Raw genomic sequence first — 16,029 nt, forward strand, 5'->3', positions numbered from 1 at the left:
CTGTGGATAATACGCACATTTCGCCGGAAGTGGTATCCGGTTAGCCAAAAAGCAGGCAGGACGTGATGGATATTGTATTTATAGAGCAACTTTCGGTAATCACCACTATTGGTGTTTACGACTGGGAGCAGACCATCGAACAGAAGTTAGTGTTCGATATCGAAATGGCGTGGGATAACCGTAAAGCGGCGAAAAGTGATGATGTGGCGGATTGCCTCAGTTACGCTGACATTGCAGAAACGGTAGTCAGCCACGTCGAGGGCGCGCGTTTTGCGCTGGTGGAACGTGTGGCGGAAGAGGTGGCGGAGCTGCTGTTAGCACGCTTCAACTCGCCGTGGGTGCGTATCAAACTCAGCAAGCCAGGCGCAGTGGCGCGGGCGGCGAATGTTGGCGTCATCATTGAGCGTGGCAATAATCTGAAAGAAAATAATTAATTTTACAGCTGTTAAACCAAACGGTTATAACCTGGTCATACTGCAGTAGTTTGGACAAGCGTTACATTTTTATAATTTAGGGGTTTATTGATGAGCGATATGCACTCGCTGCTGATAGCGGCAATATTGGGTGTGGTCGAAGGATTGACAGAATTTCTGCCGGTATCCAGCACGGGCCATATGATTATTGTCGGTCACTTGTTGGGATTTGAGGGCGACACGGCGAAAACCTTTGAAGTCGTGATCCAGTTAGGATCAATTCTGGCGGTAGTAGTGATGTTCTGGCGGCGTCTGTTTGGCCTGATTGGCATTCACTTTGGTCGTCCGCTGCAACACGAAGGAGAAAGCAAAGGCCGTTTAACGCTGATCCACATTCTGCTTGGCATGATCCCAGCGGTAGTACTGGGGCTGTTGTTCCACGACACGATTAAGTCGTTGTTTAATCCAATAAATGTGATGTATGCGCTGGTCGTTGGCGGTCTGTTGCTGATTGCCGCCGAATGCCTGAAACCAAAAGAACCGCGTGCGCCGGGTCTCGATGATATGACCTATCGTCAGGCGTTTATGATTGGCTGCTTCCAGTGTCTGGCGCTGTGGCCAGGTTTCTCCCGTTCCGGGGCGACCATTTCAGGTGGGATGCTGATGGGTGTGAGCCGTTATGCGGCTTCTGAGTTCTCGTTCCTGCTGGCGGTGCCGATGATGATGGGCGCAACGGCGCTCGATCTCTACAAAAGCTGGGGCTTCCTGACAACCGGCGATATCCCGATGTTTGCCGTTGGGTTTATCACCGCTTTTGTGGTGGCGCTGATAGCGATTAAAACCTTCCTGCAATTGATTAAGCGCATTTCGTTTATCCCTTTCGCCATTTATCGCTTTATTGTGGCGGCTGCGGTGTATGTCGTGTTCTTTTGATTGAGGAATAGTGTCGGATATGACGCTTGTGCGTCTTATCCGACCTGGCCGGTGTTTGCAATAAATTGAAATTCAAGTGCTTAATCAGGCTTTGGACAACGTTGTTCCTTCCAGCTGGCTACCGCCGCAATCCGCCGTCGGGTCAGCTCTTCGCGAATCTCCACACCTTTAAATCCCGCTTCAACGACGGCTTTTGTCGGCACTGACTGTGCCACTTCCCAGGCTTCGCGCAACCAGCGGCCTTGCGGGTAGTCCGCTGATTCAAAACCGGTTCTGCCGCGCACATCAGCCTCGCTGGTCAGCGCCAGTTGCTCGACACGCTGCGGTTTACGCCAGGCGTCGATGGAATCAAATAGTTTGACGATGGTTTTTGGGTTCAGCATTGGGAAGGTGTGGATGAGATCGTGAAACTCAGCCACCAGTCTGGCTAAATCGCGAATTTCATTTGGCACGCGCAGACGCTGGCATAGTTGTTCCACTAACTTCACACCCGCCGGGCCATGACCATGATGACGCGGCCAAAGTTCTGGCGGCGTCAGTCCTTTACCGAGATCGTGGCATAGCGTTGCGAAACGGACATCGACCTGCGGACTTAGCATCGTCGCCATTGAGAGCGTCATTAAGGTGTGAATACCGGTGTCGATTTCCGGATGCCACTTGGCAGGGGCCGGAACGCCAAACAGGGCGTCAATTTCCGGGAATAAAACGCGCAGTGCGCCGCAATCGCGCAGTACCTGGAAGAACACCTGGGGATTGCGGGTAGTGAGGGCGCTTTCCGTCTCTTTCCACACCCGTTCAGGCGTCAGGTGTTCCAGTTCACCCGCGTGGGTCATCTCGCGCATCAGCGCCAGAGTTTCATCGGCAATACGAAAACCGAGGTGGGCATAACGCGCAGCAAAACGCGCCACGCGCAATACGCGTAACGGATCTTCGCCAAAAGCGGGGGAAACATGGCGCAACAGACGATTTTGCAGATCGCCCAGACCGTTGTACGGGTCGATAATCTCGCCGTTATCGTCCTGGGCCAGCGCATTAATGGTCAGATCGCGCCGCTTAAGATCATCTTCCAGCGTGACATCCGGTGCGGCATAGCAGGTAAAACCGGTGTAACCGGAACCGGATTTCCGTTCGGTACGTGCCAGCGCATACTCTTCATGCGTTTGCGGATGCAGAAAAACAGGAAAATCGCGGCCTACCTGCTGGTAGCCCGCGTCGAGCATCTCCTGTGGCGTACTACCGACTACCACCCAATCTCTGTCTTTGACCGGTAGCCCTAACAATACATCCCGAACAGCACCACCGACCAGATAAATCTTCACGCCATCTTCCCTTCGTCAAATACACAATTCCTAATAATAAGACAGTGCAACGAAGAAGGCGATTTAGTTCATCCAGCGATCTTTACGTTTGCGCGTTGGGATCAGGTGCGGCAGTACCAGACCGAGCAGCAAGCCAAGCCCCAGCACGCCGCCACCATACATAAACCACTGCATGATGATGGTGCGCTGTTTGTCATCCAGCTGTACGCTGGCGGCATCGACCTTTTTCTGCGCGACAATCAGCTCGTTTTTCAGTTTCTGGTTTTCTTCTTTTAACCCGTTGATCACGCTGTCGCTCTGCGCCACTTTTTGCTGCATTTCTGCGGTGCGCTGATTCCAGGTGTTATCGATATTGGTGAGCTTATCGGTCAGGGTTTTGACCTGATTTTCCAGATCTGGCACACGGGAGCGCAGGCTTGGCTCTGTGCTAAGTTGTTTCAACGGGATCCAGGCGGTACGGCCAGAGCTGTCTTTCACCTGGGCATAATTGGTGTTGGCGTCAGTTTGTAATAAGGTCACTTCCTCGCCGGCGTTAACCGTGCCCACGAGGCGATAATGGTCTCCCGGACCGCTACGGACCCAGGTATTCAGTTCGTCAGAAACATAGCGCGTTTCTTCAGCGTGTGAGACGGCAGTCGCGCTAAGTGCGAGTAAAGTTAATCCGATCAGGCGTAATTTTGGCATCAGGCTGTCGTTATTGTCATGGAAAGTGGAACGATAGTAGTGGCATCAGTGTCGCTACGCAAAGCATTCGACATCAATCGGAATCCTCTGTGTCAGGTCTTGCCACTGCTTCAAACTTTTACGCCCGTCAAATTGCCCGTTGCATGGCAATTTGGCGCAAAATACTATCTACTGACAAAAAAGATCGCATTAAGTTCGCCGTTCATCGTCACTTATGTGACATAACCGATAAGTAAAGGCCTTGACATCCTCCCCCACCTTCGCGCAAAGCGACTCAGGAGGGGGATTCCCTTGTCAGGGTAGCAATACGTTGCCGCATTGCCCGGTTCATCGCTCGACGGCTTACGCCGCCTTACGGGCGCGTCCTTTACGGACTGACGGCAATATTTGTCCTGCCGCCATGACTTCAAAACCTGCTGTTAATATATTTCGAGCGCCGTTTACATCGGCGTTTGCCGTATAGCCGCACGCGGTACAGATAAAGCTCGCCTGCGCCCTGCGGTTATTTTTCGATGTATGCCCACAACATGCGCATTTCTGACTGGTGTACGCCGGATTAATCGCCAGCACATCACCGCCGCGCCATGCCTGCTTATATTCGAGCTGGCGGCGCATTTCTGCCCAGCCCTGATCCAGTATCGCCCGGTTAAGACCTGATTTTGCCGCGACGTTGCGCCCCGGCTGGTCTACCGTACCCGTTGCTGATTTTGACATGTTCGAAACCTTTAAATCCTCAATGACTATCATCGCGTGGTTTTTGCTGATCGTCGTCGTGGTTTTATGAAGGTAATCGCGGCGGATGTTTGCGATATGAGAGTGGAAACGGGAAATCTTCGCTTTCTGCTTTTTCCAGTTGGCGGAGAATTTAACCTTCCGGGCCAGATGGCGCTGTAAGCGAGCCAGCTTATCCTGATTTTTTTTAAAGCTGTTTACCGGTTCAAAGACCGTGCCGTCTGAAAGTGTTGCCAGCTTCGTTATACCTGCATCCAGGCCTATTGCGCTGGTCGATGCGTGAATCGGATCGGTAACAGCTAATTCGACCTGAAAAGACACATACCAGTGTCCGGCATGCTGGCTGATGGTGCAATTTTTAATGACGCCTTCAATCTTCCGGGACTGACGAAATTTAACCCAGACCAGTCCTGACGGGAGTTTCACACGGCCATAATCCAGCTCACAATATTTGCTGAAATTGACGAACCGGATAGAGTCGCAGCCTTTGGTTTTCTTTTTGAAAACGGGCTTTTCAGCCGTCAGGGATTTATCAAAACAGCGATCCCATGCGCTCCGCAGGTCTTTCAGTTTCTGCTGGAGGTTGTCAGTGTAACCCTCAGCAAGAAAGGCCAGCTCAGGGAGTTTTTTCCAGCCCGTAAGTCGTTTATTCAGGTCGAAAGCTGACGGAATTTTTCCGCCCGCGTCATGAATGCTCAGTGTTTCATTCAGTGCATAGTTCCAGACAAAGCGAGCGCAACCGCACAACTGACGCAACCTTTGCGCCTGCTGGTCAGTGGGGTAGAGCCTGTATTTATATGCTTTCTGGATTAACATTTTGCATTCAGTATGTGGTTATTTAGAATGTACAATATATCCACATTTTTTTGGGAGGATCAATACGTGTGCGAAATCAATCGTTCACGCTATTCAGCTTACCTGTTGCATGTTCACGTTGTTTTTATGACAAAATACCGCCGTCCAGTTTTTGGTGAATTGCATCATGCAAACATGCGTCAGTATGTAGCGGAGGTATGCGCGGACTTTGGCGCCGAGTTAAAGGAATGTGACGGCGAGGCAGATCATGTTCACATGCTGATTGAATACCCACCGTTGGTGCAACTCACAAAGCTGGTAAACAGCCTTAAGTCCGTTACCAGTAGGCGGCTGCGGAATGATTTTATTGATTTGCGCGCCGCGTATTCAAAGCCCGTACTCTGGTCACGCTCTTATTTCATCGGTTCATGTGGTGGAGCACCGCTGGAAGTTGTGAAAAAGTATATTCAGAATCAGCGTGGCTGATAAACTGCGGGCTTAACAGCCCAAATTCCCCTCCCGCCTACGTTGGGGGGGAGTACCCAGTGGAGGAAGGATGGCTCAGGAAATCGAATTAAAGTTTATTGTTAATCACAGTGCCGTTGAGGCGTTGCGTGACCATCTCAATACGCTGGGCGGCGAGCACCATGACCCCGTGCAGTTGCTGAATATTTACTACGAAACGCTGGATAACTGGCTGCGTGGGCACGACATGGGCTTACGTATCCGTGGCGAAAACGGTCGCTATGAGATGACCATGAAAGTTGCAGGAAGAGTGACAGGCGGCTTACACCAGCGCCCGGAATATAACGTGGCGTTGAGCGAACCGACGCTCGAGCTGGCGCAGTTACCGACGGAAGTCTGGCCGAACGGCGAATTGCCTGCCGATCTCGCTTCCCGCTTACAACCGCTGTTCAGCACCGATTTTTATCGCGAAAAGTGGCTGGTAGAGGTCGATGGTAGCCAAATTGAAATCGCTCTCGATCAGGGCGAGGTGAAGGCAGGCGAATTTGCTGAGCCTATCTGCGAGCTTGAACTGGAACTGCTTAGCGGCGACACGCGCGCGGTGCTGAAACTGGCGAACCAACTGGTATCGCAAACCGGATTACGTCAGGGCAGCCTGAGCAAAGCCGCGCGCGGCTATCATCTGGCGCAGGGCAATCCCGCGCGTGAAATCAAACCCACCACCATTTTGCATGTTGCGGCAAAAGCCGATGTGGAACAGGGGCTGGAAGCGGCGCTCGAGCTGGCGTTAGCGCAATGGCAGTATCATGAAGAACTGTGGGTCCGCGGCAACGATGCGGCGAAAGAGCAAGTGCTGGCTGCCATTGGCCTGGTCCGTCATACGCTGATGCTGTTCGGCGGTATTGTGCCGCGTAAAGCGAGCACTCACTTACGTGATTTGCTGACTCAATGCGAAGCGACCATCGCTTCAGCGGTGTCTGCCGTAACGGCGGTCTACTCTACCGAAACGGCGATGGCGAAGCTGGCGTTGACCGAATGGCTGGTAAGCAAAGCCTGGCAGCCGTTTTTAGATGCCAAAGCGCAGGGCAAAATCAGCGATTCTTTCAAACGCTTTGCCGATATCCATCTTTCCCGCCATGCCGCTGAACTGAAAAGCGTTTTCTGCCAGCCATTAGGCGATCGCTACCGTGACCAATTGCCGCGCCTGACGCGTGACATTGACTCAATATTGTTGCTGGCGGGTTACTACGATCCTCTCGTCGCGCAAGCCTGGCTGGAGAACTGGCAGGGACTGCGTCATGCCATTGCGACCGGGCAACGCATTGAAATTGAACATTTCCGTAATGAGGCAAACAATCAGGAACCGTTCTGGTTGCACAGCGGAAAACGTTAATCAGGCAAGGATAAAATCGCTTATGAAGCCGCTCTCTTCACCGTTACAGCAGTACTGGCAGACCGTTGTTGAGCGGCTGCCAGCGCCTTTAGCCGAGGAATCACTTAGCGCACAGGCGAAGTCAGTACTTACTTTCAGTGATTTTCTGCAGGACAGCATAATTGCGCATCCAGAGTGGCTGACGGAACTGGAAAGCCAACCGCCGCAGGCCGACGAATGGCATCATTACGCAGCATGGTTGCAGGAGGCGCTCAGTAATGTGAGTGACGAAGCCGGGTTAATGCGCGAGCTGCGGCTATTCCGGCGGCGCATTATGGTGCGCATCGCCTGGGCGCAAACGCTGGCACTGGTTACTGAAGAGAGCATTTTGCAGCAGCTCAGTCATCTGGCGGAGACGCTGATTGTTGCGGCGCGTGACTGGCTGTATGACGCCTGCTGCCGCGAATGGGGAACGCCGTGCAATGCGCAGGGCGAAGCGCAACCGCTGCTGATTTTAGGCATGGGTAAGCTGGGCGGTGGGGAGCTGAATTTCTCCTCAGATATCGATCTGATTTTTGCCTGGCCGGAACATGGTTGTACGCAGGGCGGACGCCGGGAACTGGATAATGCGCAGTTTTTTACCCGCATGGGCCAGCGGCTGATTAAAGTGCTGGATCAACCAACGCAGGATGGCTTCGTCTATCGCGTGGATATGCGACTGCGTCCGTTTGGCGAAAGTGGCCCGCTGGTGCTGAGCTTTGCGGCACTGGAAGACTATTACCAGGAGCAGGGGCGCGACTGGGAGCGATACGCCATGGTCAAGGCGCGGATTATGGGCGATAGCGACGGCGTCTATGCTAACGAGTTGCGTGCGATGCTGCGCCCGTTTGTTTTCCGCCGTTACATCGATTTCAGCGTGATCCAGTCGCTGCGCAACATGAAAGGGATGATTGCCCGTGAAGTGCGCCGACGCGGTTTGACCGACAACATCAAACTTGGCGCGGGTGGCATTCGCGAAATTGAATTTATCGTCCAGGTGTTCCAGCTCATTCGCGGCGGGCGCGAACCGTCGCTGCAATCGCGCTCTTTACTGCCAACGCTCAGCGCCATTGCCGCGCTGCATCTGCTTTCTGAAAACGATGCTGAACAATTGCGAGTGGCGTATCTCTTCCTGCGGCGTCTGGAAAACCTGCTGCAAAGCATTAACGACGAACAAACCCAGACACTTCCTTCTGATGAGCTTAACCGTGCGCGGCTGGCGTGGGCGATGGACTTTGCTGACTGGCCGCAACTGACCGGGGCGCTGACCGTACATATGACCAATGTGCGCCGGGTGTTTAATGAATTGATTGGCGACGACGAAAGCGAAACTCAGGAAGAGTCGCTGTCGGAACAGTGGCGTGAGCTGTGGCAGGATGCGTTGCAGGAAGATGACACTACGCCAGTGCTGGCGCATCTTAGCGAAGATGATCGCAAACAGGTGCTGACGCTGATTGCTGATTTCCGCAAAGAGCTGGATAAGCGCACTATTGGGCCGCGAGGACGTCAGGTGCTCGACCATCTGATGCCGCATCTGCTAAGTGATGTCTGTGCGCGTGAAGACGCTGCTGTCACGCTGTCGCGCATTACCGCCTTGCTGGTGGGGATTGTTACCCGCACTACCTATTTAGAATTGCTTAGTGAATTCCCCGCGGCGCTTAAGCATTTGATTTCTCTGTGTGCCGCATCGCCGATGATTGCCAGCCAACTGGCGCGTTATCCATTATTGCTGGACGAACTGCTCGATCCAAACACTCTCTACCAGCCGACGGCGACGGATGCCTACCGTGATGAACTGCGCCAGTATTTGCTGCGCGTGCCGGAAGATGACGAAGAACAACAGCTTGAGGCGCTGCGTCAGTTCAAACAGGCGCAACTGTTACGTATTGCGGCAGCGGATATCGCCGGTACGCTACCGGTAATGAAAGTGAGCGATCACTTAACCTGGCTGGCGGAAGCTATGATAGATGCCGTCGTTCAGCAGGCGTGGGTTCAAATGGTTGCCCGCTACGGTAAACCGAATCACCTGAACGAACGCGAAGGGCGTGGTTTTGCGGTGGTCGGCTACGGCAAGCTGGGCGGCTGGGAGTTAGGCTACAGTTCCGATCTTGACCTGATCTTCCTCCATGATTGCCCAATGGATGCGATGACTGACGGCGAGCGGGAAATCGACGGACGACAGTTTTATCTGCGTCTGGCGCAACGCATTATGCATCTGTTCAGTACGCGCACCTCTTCCGGCATTTTGTACGAAGTGGATGCGCGGCTGCGTCCGTCCGGGGCGGCGGGAATGCTGGTGACATCTGCAGACGCGTTTGCCGATTATCAGAAAAACGAGGCCTGGACGTGGGAGCATCAGGCGCTGGTACGTGCGCGCGTAGTATATGGCGATCCACAGCTCACCGCGCACTTTGACGCGGTACGTCGCGAGATAATGACACTGCCGCGCGAAGGCAAAACCCTGCAAACAGAAGTGCGGGAAATGCGCGAGAAAATGCGCGCGCATCTTGGCAATAAACATCGCGATCGCTTTGATATCAAAGCCGATGAAGGTGGAATTACTGATATCGAATTTATTACCCAATATCTGGTGTTGCGCTACGCTCATGAAAAACCAAAGTTAACGCGCTGGTCAGACAACGTGCGTATTCTGGAACTGCTGGCGCAAAACGACATTATGGAAGAGCAGGAAGCGATGGCGCTGACCCGTGCTTACACGACGCTGCGCGATGAACTTCATCATCTGGCATTACAGGAATTGCCGGGTCATGTGCCGGAAGATTGCTTTACCGCAGAGCGTGAACTGGTGCGGGCAAGCTGGCAGAAGTGGCTGGTGGAAGAATGAAGTATGGTATTATCGCGCGCAAATTTTGAATCTCTCAGGAGACAGGAATGAAAGTAACGCTGCCAGAGTTTGAACGTGCAGGAGTGATGGTGGTTGGTGATGTGATGCTGGATCGTTACTGGTACGGTCCCACCAGCCGTATCTCACCGGAAGCGCCAGTACCCGTGGTTAAAGTGAATACCATCGAAGAACGTCCGGGCGGCGCGGCCAACGTGGCGATGAACATCGCTTCTCTCGGTGCAAACGCACGCCTGGTCGGGTTGACGGGCATTGACGATGCGGCGCGCGCGCTGAGTAAGTCTCTGGCCGACGTCAACGTCAAATGCGACTTCGTTTCTGTACCGACGCATCCGACCATCACCAAACTGCGGGTGCTTTCCCGTAATCAACAGCTAATCCGCCTGGATTTCGAAGAAGGTTTTGAAGGCGTTGATCCGCAACCACTCCACGAGCGGATTAATCAGGCGTTGAGTTCGATCGGTGCGCTGGTACTTTCGGACTACGCGAAAGGTGCGCTGGCAAGTGTGCAGCAGATGATCCAACTGGCACGTAAAGCAGGCGTTCCGGTACTGATTGATCCAAAAGGGACCGATTTTGAGCGCTACCGCGGCGCTACGCTGTTAACGCCGAATCTCTCGGAATTTGAAGCTGTTGTTGGTAAATGTAAAACAGAAGAAGAGATTGTTGAACGCGGCATGAAACTGATTGCCGACTACGAACTCTCTGCGCTGCTGGTAACCCGTTCCGAGCAGGGGATGTCGCTCCTGCAACCGGGTAAAGAGCCGCTGCATATGCCAACCCAGGCGCAAGAAGTGTATGACGTCACCGGTGCGGGCGATACGGTGATTGGTGTGCTGGCAGCAACGCTGGCGGCGGGTAATTCGCTGGAAGAAGCCTGCTTCTTTGCCAACGCGGCGGCCGGTGTGGTGGTTGGCAAACTGGGAACATCCACGGTTTCGCCGATCGAGCTGGAAAACGCAGTACGTGGACGTGCAGATACCGGCTTTGGTGTGATGACCGAAGAGGAGCTGAAGCTGGCGGTAGCGGCGGCGCGTAAACGCGGTGAAAAAGTGGTGATGACTAACGGCGTCTTTGACATTCTCCACGCCGGGCATGTCTCCTATCTGGCAAACGCCCGCAAGCTGGGTGACCGCCTGATTGTCGCCGTCAACAGCGATGCCTCCACCAAACGGCTGAAAGGGGATTCCCGCCCCGTTAACCCTCTCGAACAGCGTATGATTGTGCTGGGGGCACTGGAAGCGGTCGACTGGGTGGTGTCGTTTGAAGAAGACACGCCGCAGCGCTTGATTGCCGGGATCTTGCCAGATCTGCTGGTGAAAGGCGGCGACTATAAACCAGAAGAGATTGCCGGGAGTAAAGAAGTCTGGGCCAACGGTGGCGAAGTGTTGGTGCTCAACTTTGAAGACGGTTGCTCAACGACCAACATCATCAAGAAGATCCAACAGGATAAAAAAGGCTAACCGGAAAGTGGTTCACAGTTCTCGCGTTGTGCCGGATAGACCTATTGACGCTGTTGTTTTTTCAACCTAAAGTAAAGGAACAAGGGTAAGGGAGGATTTCTCCCCCCTCTGAATGGCCGTTAATAAGCGTGGAAACTTATCAGTAACAGCACAATCAGTATGATGACGAACTTCATCATAACCCTTTCCTTATACAAGGCCCCTTCTTCGGGAGGGGCTTTCCCGTTTCAGCCCCTTGCTGATTCCCCGATTGTTGATGAGCGCCAGACCCCGCGCAATGCTTTCCCTGATGCACTTTTCTCTTCCCCGAGTCGGCTCGCAAAACGCTGTAACAACCTGATCATTTGTACTTTTTAGCGGAACGCAGATATAAAAAATCCCCGGCTTTTTGGGCCAGGGATATGTGTTAATGAAACCTTCTTGACGCTGATTTTTTTTCAACCTAAAGTAAAGGAACAAGGGTAAGGGAGGATTTCTCCCCCCTCTGAATTGTTTGTTAGTAAGTCGGGAAACTTAACAGTAACAACACAATCAGTATGATGACGAACTTCATCATAACCCTTTCCTTATGCAAGGCCCCTTCCTCGGGAGGGGCTTTCCCGTTTCAGCCCCTTGCTGGCTCCCCGATTGTTGATGAGCGCCGGACCCCGCGCAATGCTTTCCCTGATGCAGTTTTCTCTTCCCCGAGTCGGCTCGCAAAACGCTGTAACAACCTGATCATTTGTACTTTTTAGCGGAACGCAGATATAACAAATCCCCAGCTTTTTGGGCCAGGGATGTTCATGGTTGAAAATTTATTCTATGTTTTCTGCGACGGGAGTTGTTGAGGTTAAGGGTGAAGTCAATGCCGCTAGCGAGCCGCCTGAAACACCAATTTCATTGAGCAAGGAGTCAATCAGCGGTGCCTGTGTGCGGTAAGAAAGCGCGGCTGATAACGCTTGTTCCGCCAGATTTCCTCCACCAACGCTACCTGATATTGCATCCCCTGCGGTACCACCACGGTTCAGACCATCGACCTGAATAATCTTAATACCGTCGATAGACTTCATTGGTTCCACAGATTTCTCAATTACCGCAGGGAGCGCCTGCAACAATGCCAGTTTGAATTTAAGGCTGGTTTGCTCGTCAGAAAGTACGTTGATAGCATCGTTCAGCGCACGTTGCGCTTCTGCTTCCGCCAGGCCTTTTTTACGCGTAGCTTCGGCTAACTCAACGATCGCCGCCGCCTGCATCTCTGCGGCTTCTTTTTCTGCTTTCGCCCGCACGGTCAGTTCAACCGCTTTGGTTTCTGCATCCTGCGCGGCAGCGATTAGGGCAACTTGTTTAGCACGATCGGCTTCTGCGGTCTGGCGAGTGGTTTCTACGTTTTGCTGGGCGCTTACCGCTTCTGCAAGTGCAAGGTTGGCACGCGCTTCCGCTTGTGACTGCTGTTCCGATTTGGCGGCAATAGCGATCGATTTCGTCTGGTTGGCGATTTCGGTGACCTGCTGCTGTTCGATCTCTTTAATGCGAACTTCACGTTCAGCTTCAACTTTTCTGGAACGGACGGCCTGTTCGCGGTCGATTTCCGTTTCCTGAATCTGTCGTTCAGCCAGAATTCGCGTCTGCTCTGCTTCCCGACGACGCTCGGCCTCAAAAGCCGCAATTTTCGCATTCTGCTCAGCGGTACGGGTTTTAACCTGCTGCTCCTGCTCAAGCGTCATAAACGCTTCTTGCTGTTCAATCTCCAGCTTCCGCGAAAGCGCATCACGGTTTTTCTCACGCACCGCAACTTCTACATCCTGTTCAACTTCGTTACGTTCGCGGCGACGGCGCTCCGTCTCCTGCGTCAGCTTGGTTAAACCTTCGGCGTCAAAGGCGTTGTTAGGATTGAAATGTTCTTTCGACGTCTGGTTAAAGTTGGTAAGTGAAACGCTTTCCAGTTCCAGGCCGTTTTTCGACAGATCTTCAGCAACGGTATTTTGTACGCCCTGCACGAAGTTCTCGCGGGTATCCTGTAACTCATGCATGGTCATTTGTGCAGCTGTTGCACGGAGGGCATCGACAAATTTATCTTCAACCAACATACGTAAGTCTTCAGGCGACAGGGTGCGTTGCCCCAGCGTCTGGGCGGCGGTGGCAATACCTTCCACTGACGGTTTTACCCGCACAAAGAAAGCGACAACGACATCGACGCGCATACGATCTTTCGTAATCAGGCTATCAATGGTTGAGCGGCTGACTTCCAGCTTCAGAGTATTCATATTGATGGGGATTATTTCATGAAAGATCGGCATCACGATTGCGCCACCGCTCATTACCACTTTTTGCCCACCTAAACCAGTACGAACAAAAGCTTGCTCTGCCGAAGCGCGACGATAGAGCCTGGCGAAAATAATTCCAATAATAAACAGAATGCATACGGCAATAATTGCGGTAAACATCCAGGAGGGCACAGAATTAACAATATCATCCATTATTAAATTTCCTTTTGATTAATAAATTACAGTATTTGGGGCCAGGGATTTTTTTCCGCCAAATATCGCGTTGCAGAAAGTCGGCAAATAATTAATACTTTGTCTCCTTTAGTGAAAGTTTTTTCTTCTTCAGGTTCCAGTAGTAAATAATGTATTTGGCCAAATTGATCGGTGAGTTTTCCTTCACAGGGGTTACCTGAAGTGGCCTGATGTCCGGTAATTAATGCCATGCAGCCAATATAATCGTCTTCTGTAATAGCAGTGCTATGATCTCGTGGTAACCAGGGCGCAATTACTTTACCGGTATAATGCACTGCAATAATCGTTAGCAGTAAACTGACAGGAACCACAAACAGATTTGTGAGTGGTGATTGCCAGACCATGATGCAGACCTGCTGTAGCAGGATGCCAATAAGGCCAAAAAAACCAGCATGTAAGCAGAGAACGACGAGAGCTGGCAATCTTCCAAAATTGAGATAATGAAGTGCCTGGCTAATATGATCTGTGGTTATGGAATCATAATGGTCAAGATGTGCATCAAGAGCACCGGAAAGCATGTGACCGCAGATAAGTGCAAAAATTTCTAAAAGGCCGATCAAAAGTACAAAAGAAATAGCGAAAAGATAAGGGGTGTTATAGTCAGCGAATAAAATCATATGTCACTCCAATGTCCATTTAGTGACGCAATATTTATTTTGCGATAATTTCCTTGCTTACATTTATCTTTGTTAATAATAACATATGTTAGAGATGTTCTGAAAGAGAAAGTCTTTTAATGTTGTTTTTTTATTTTTCACTAAAAAGTGTGATCGGGAACAATATATTTACGCACGTTATGTTTAAAGGCACTACACTGATTGGGGAATACTGAAATCAGAAAAAGCATATGGCCTTAAAAGGTATGCGATAACCGGAGGATGTGCTTATGGATCATAGTCTTAATTCTTTAAATAACTTCGATTTCCTGGCGCGTAGTTTTGCCAGAATGCACGCAGAAGGTCGCCCGGTCGATATTCTGGCCGTTACTGGTAACATGGATGAAGAACATAGAACCTGGTTTTGCGCACGTTATGCCTGGTATTGCCAACAGATGATGCAAACCAGAGAACTGGAATTAGAACATTGATATTACGGGCCGTCTGGCCCGTTTTTGTGGTGCTTTATTCTGCTTTATCAACCGGCGGGATAGCTGGAGGAGATTGAAGTTCTGCTACCGGATTATTGCGCGCTTCCAGTTCGCTGATGCGTTGTTCCAGTAACGCCAGTTTTTCACGAGTCCGTAACAGGACTTGCGTCTGAACGTCGAATTCTTCGCGGCTTACCAGATCGAGACGCGTCAACTGCGCTTGTAGGGTTTGGCGGATTTTTTTCTCCACATCTTCCCCGAACTCCCTGATTCCTTTAGGCATTGATTCGTGAACCTGGCGAGCGATTTGCTCAATTTTTTTCGGGTCAATCATTGTAGTTTCCCTGTACTGATAGGTGTTGAGTGCCATTGTAGTGCGATAAGGGTAAGTCATAAACCAGAATAATGTGAAGCTATGCGTTGCTGCCGCTAATCATTAGCGTTATAGTGAATCCGCTTATTCTCAGGGCGGGGCGAAATTCCCCACCGGCGGTAAATCAACTCAGTTGAAAGCCCGCGAGCGCTTTGGGTGCGAACTCAAAGGACAGCAGATCCGGTGTAATTCCGGGGCCGACGGTTAGAGTCCGGATGGGAGAGAGTAACGATTCTGTCGGGCATGGACCCGCTCACGTTATTTTGGCTATATGCCGCCACTCCTAAGACTGCCCTGATTCTGGTAACCATAATTTTAGTGAGGTTTTTTTACCATGAATCAGACGCTACTTTCCTCTTTTGGTACGCCTTTCGAACGTGTTGAAAATGCACTGGCTGCGCTGCGTGAAGGACGCGGTGTAATGGTGCTTGATGATGAAGACCGTGAAAACGAAGGCGATATGATCTTCCCGGCAGAAACCATGACCGTTGAGCAGATGGCGCTGACCATTCGCCACGGTAGCGGTATTGTTTGCCTGTGCATTACTGAAGATCGCCGTAAACAACTCGATCTGCCAATGATGGTCGAAAATAACACCAGCGCCTATGGCACCGGTTTTACCGTGACCATTGAAGCGGCTGAAGGGGTGACTACCGGTGTTTCTGCCGCTGACCGTATTACGACCGTTCGCGCAGCGATTGCCGATGGCGCAAAACCTTCTGATCTGAATCGTCCTGGCCACGTTTTCCCACTGCGCGCGCAGGCGGGTGGTGTGCTGACGCGTGGCGGCCATACCGAAGCGACTATTGATCTGATGACGCTGGCAGGCTTTAAACCGGCTGGTGTGTTGTGTGAGCTGACTAATGACGATGGCACGATGGCGCGTGCGCCAGGGTGCATTGAGTTTGCCAAGAAACACAATATGGCGCTCGTGACTATTGAAGACCTGGTGGCATACCGTCAGGCACATGAGCGTAAAGCTAGTTAATAACTCAA

Annotated in this window: 16 protein-coding genes and 1 riboswitch; of the genes, 8 read left to right on the top strand and 8 right to left on the bottom strand. The window is 51.8% G+C overall.

The genetic code is table 11. The features are described 5' to 3' along the window. Window positions 1-65: 65 nt before the first annotated feature. Both folB and bacA read left to right on the top strand, forming a co-directional pair. Window positions 66-434: a bifunctional dihydroneopterin aldolase/7,8-dihydroneopterin epimerase gene (gene folB / locus BEB42_RS05080; protein WP_001295541.1), complete on the top strand. Its 369-nt coding sequence runs from the start codon at window positions 66-68 to the stop codon at window positions 432-434. A 90-nt stretch (window positions 435-524) separates the two neighbouring features. Then, a complete protein-coding gene (bacA, locus tag BEB42_RS05085; protein ID WP_001305111.1) occupies window positions 525-1,346 on the top strand; it encodes an undecaprenyl-diphosphate phosphatase in 822 nt (273 codons plus the stop codon). A gap of 80 nt (window positions 1,347-1,426) precedes the next feature. Here bacA and cca read toward each other — a convergent pair whose 3' ends face one another. The 3 genes from cca to BEB42_RS05105 all read right to left on the bottom strand — a co-directional run bounded on the left by cca (window position 1,427) and on the right by BEB42_RS05105 (window position 4,897). Beyond that, the gene (gene cca, locus BEB42_RS05090; protein ID WP_105267195.1) at window positions 1,427-2,665 is read right to left on the bottom strand and encodes a fused tRNA nucleotidyltransferase/2',3'-cyclic phosphodiesterase/2' nucleotidase/phosphatase Cca; all 1,239 of its coding nucleotides are present in this window, start codon (window positions 2,663-2,665) and stop codon (window positions 1,427-1,429) included. Window positions 2,666-2,728: 63 nt separating this feature from the next. After that, entirely contained in the window at window positions 2,729-3,349 is a 621-nt protein-coding gene (locus BEB42_RS05095; protein WP_001125332.1) for a TIGR04211 family SH3 domain-containing protein, read from the bottom strand. A gap of 342 nt (window positions 3,350-3,691) precedes the next feature. Further along, window positions 3,692-4,897 (bottom strand): RNA-guided endonuclease InsQ/TnpB family protein, encoded by a 1,206-nt coding sequence (locus BEB42_RS05105; protein ID WP_105267196.1) that lies wholly within the window; start codon window positions 4,895-4,897, stop codon window positions 3,692-3,694. A gap of 12 nt (window positions 4,898-4,909) precedes the next feature. On the opposite strand from BEB42_RS05105, the gene tnpA reads away from it, so the two are divergent. The 4 genes from tnpA to hldE all read left to right on the top strand — a co-directional run bounded on the left by tnpA (window position 4,910) and on the right by hldE (window position 11,078). Continuing rightward, window positions 4,910-5,362 (top strand): IS200/IS605-like element ISEc41 family transposase, encoded by a 453-nt coding sequence (gene tnpA, locus BEB42_RS05110; RefSeq protein ID WP_000266196.1) that lies wholly within the window; start codon window positions 4,910-4,912, stop codon window positions 5,360-5,362. Window positions 5,363-5,432: 70 nt separating this feature from the next. Beyond that, a complete protein-coding gene (ygiF, locus tag BEB42_RS05115; RefSeq protein WP_105267197.1) occupies window positions 5,433-6,734 on the top strand; it encodes an inorganic triphosphatase in 1,302 nt (433 codons plus the stop codon). A gap of 22 nt (window positions 6,735-6,756) precedes the next feature. Further along, the gene (gene glnE / locus BEB42_RS05120; RefSeq protein WP_105267198.1) at window positions 6,757-9,597 is read left to right on the top strand and encodes a bifunctional [glutamate--ammonia ligase]-adenylyl-L-tyrosine phosphorylase/[glutamate--ammonia-ligase] adenylyltransferase; all 2,841 of its coding nucleotides are present in this window, start codon (window positions 6,757-6,759) and stop codon (window positions 9,595-9,597) included. Window positions 9,598-9,644: 47 nt separating this feature from the next. After that, window positions 9,645-11,078 (top strand): bifunctional D-glycero-beta-D-manno-heptose-7-phosphate kinase/D-glycero-beta-D-manno-heptose 1-phosphate adenylyltransferase HldE, encoded by a 1,434-nt coding sequence (hldE, locus tag BEB42_RS05125; RefSeq protein ID WP_000869186.1) that lies wholly within the window; start codon window positions 9,645-9,647, stop codon window positions 11,076-11,078. Between the two features lie 119 nt (window positions 11,079-11,197). Here the strand turns inward: hldE and BEB42_RS05130 are convergent, their stop codons facing one another. From BEB42_RS05130 to BEB42_RS05150, 4 genes are all read right to left on the bottom strand, one after another. Then, on the bottom strand, window positions 11,198-11,257 hold the full coding sequence (locus tag BEB42_RS05130; RefSeq protein ID WP_100733770.1) for a type I toxin-antitoxin system Ibs family toxin: 60 nt from the start codon (window positions 11,255-11,257) through the stop codon (window positions 11,198-11,200). Between the two features lie 317 nt (window positions 11,258-11,574). Continuing rightward, complete coding sequence (locus tag BEB42_RS05140; RefSeq protein ID WP_071821827.1) at window positions 11,575-11,634, bottom strand: type I toxin-antitoxin system Ibs family toxin; 60 nt, start codon at window positions 11,632-11,634, stop codon at window positions 11,575-11,577. Window positions 11,635-11,872: 238 nt separating this feature from the next. Continuing rightward, window positions 11,873-13,534, bottom strand: a complete 1,662-nt coding sequence (locus BEB42_RS05145) for a flotillin family protein (RefSeq protein ID WP_032185149.1) — start codon at window positions 13,532-13,534, stop codon at window positions 11,873-11,875. Window positions 13,535-13,560: 26 nt separating this feature from the next. After that, a complete protein-coding gene (locus BEB42_RS05150) occupies window positions 13,561-14,190 on the bottom strand; it encodes an OB-fold-containig protein (RefSeq protein ID WP_105267200.1) in 630 nt (209 codons plus the stop codon). Between the two features lie 269 nt (window positions 14,191-14,459). Here BEB42_RS05150 and glgS point away from each other — a divergent pair, with 269 nt between their 5' ends. After that, complete coding sequence (gene glgS, locus BEB42_RS05155; RefSeq protein ID WP_001296424.1) at window positions 14,460-14,660, top strand: cell surface composition regulator GlgS; 201 nt, start codon at window positions 14,460-14,462, stop codon at window positions 14,658-14,660. Window positions 14,661-14,694: 34 nt separating this feature from the next. On the opposite strand, the gene ubiK is transcribed toward glgS, so the two are convergent. Beyond that, window positions 14,695-14,994 carry a ubiquinone biosynthesis accessory factor UbiK gene (ubiK, locus tag BEB42_RS05160; protein ID WP_000566827.1) on the bottom strand — a complete coding sequence of 100 codons (300 nt, stop codon included), beginning with the start codon at window positions 14,992-14,994 and terminating at the stop codon, window positions 14,695-14,697. Window positions 14,995-15,115: 121 nt separating this feature from the next. After that, a riboswitch (FMN riboswitch) is annotated at window positions 15,116-15,264 on the top strand. Window positions 15,265-15,367: 103 nt separating this feature from the next. Between ubiK and ribB the strand changes: the two genes are divergently transcribed. Next, window positions 15,368-16,021, top strand: coding sequence for a 3,4-dihydroxy-2-butanone-4-phosphate synthase (gene ribB / locus BEB42_RS05165; protein ID WP_105267201.1), 654 nt, complete (start codon window positions 15,368-15,370; stop codon window positions 16,019-16,021). The last annotated feature ends 8 nt before the right edge of the window (window positions 16,022-16,029 follow it).

The sequence above is a fragment of the Escherichia sp. MOD1-EC5990 genome (assembly GCF_002965285.1).
Classification (GTDB): Bacteria; Pseudomonadota; Gammaproteobacteria; order Enterobacterales; family Enterobacteriaceae; genus Escherichia; species Escherichia coli_F.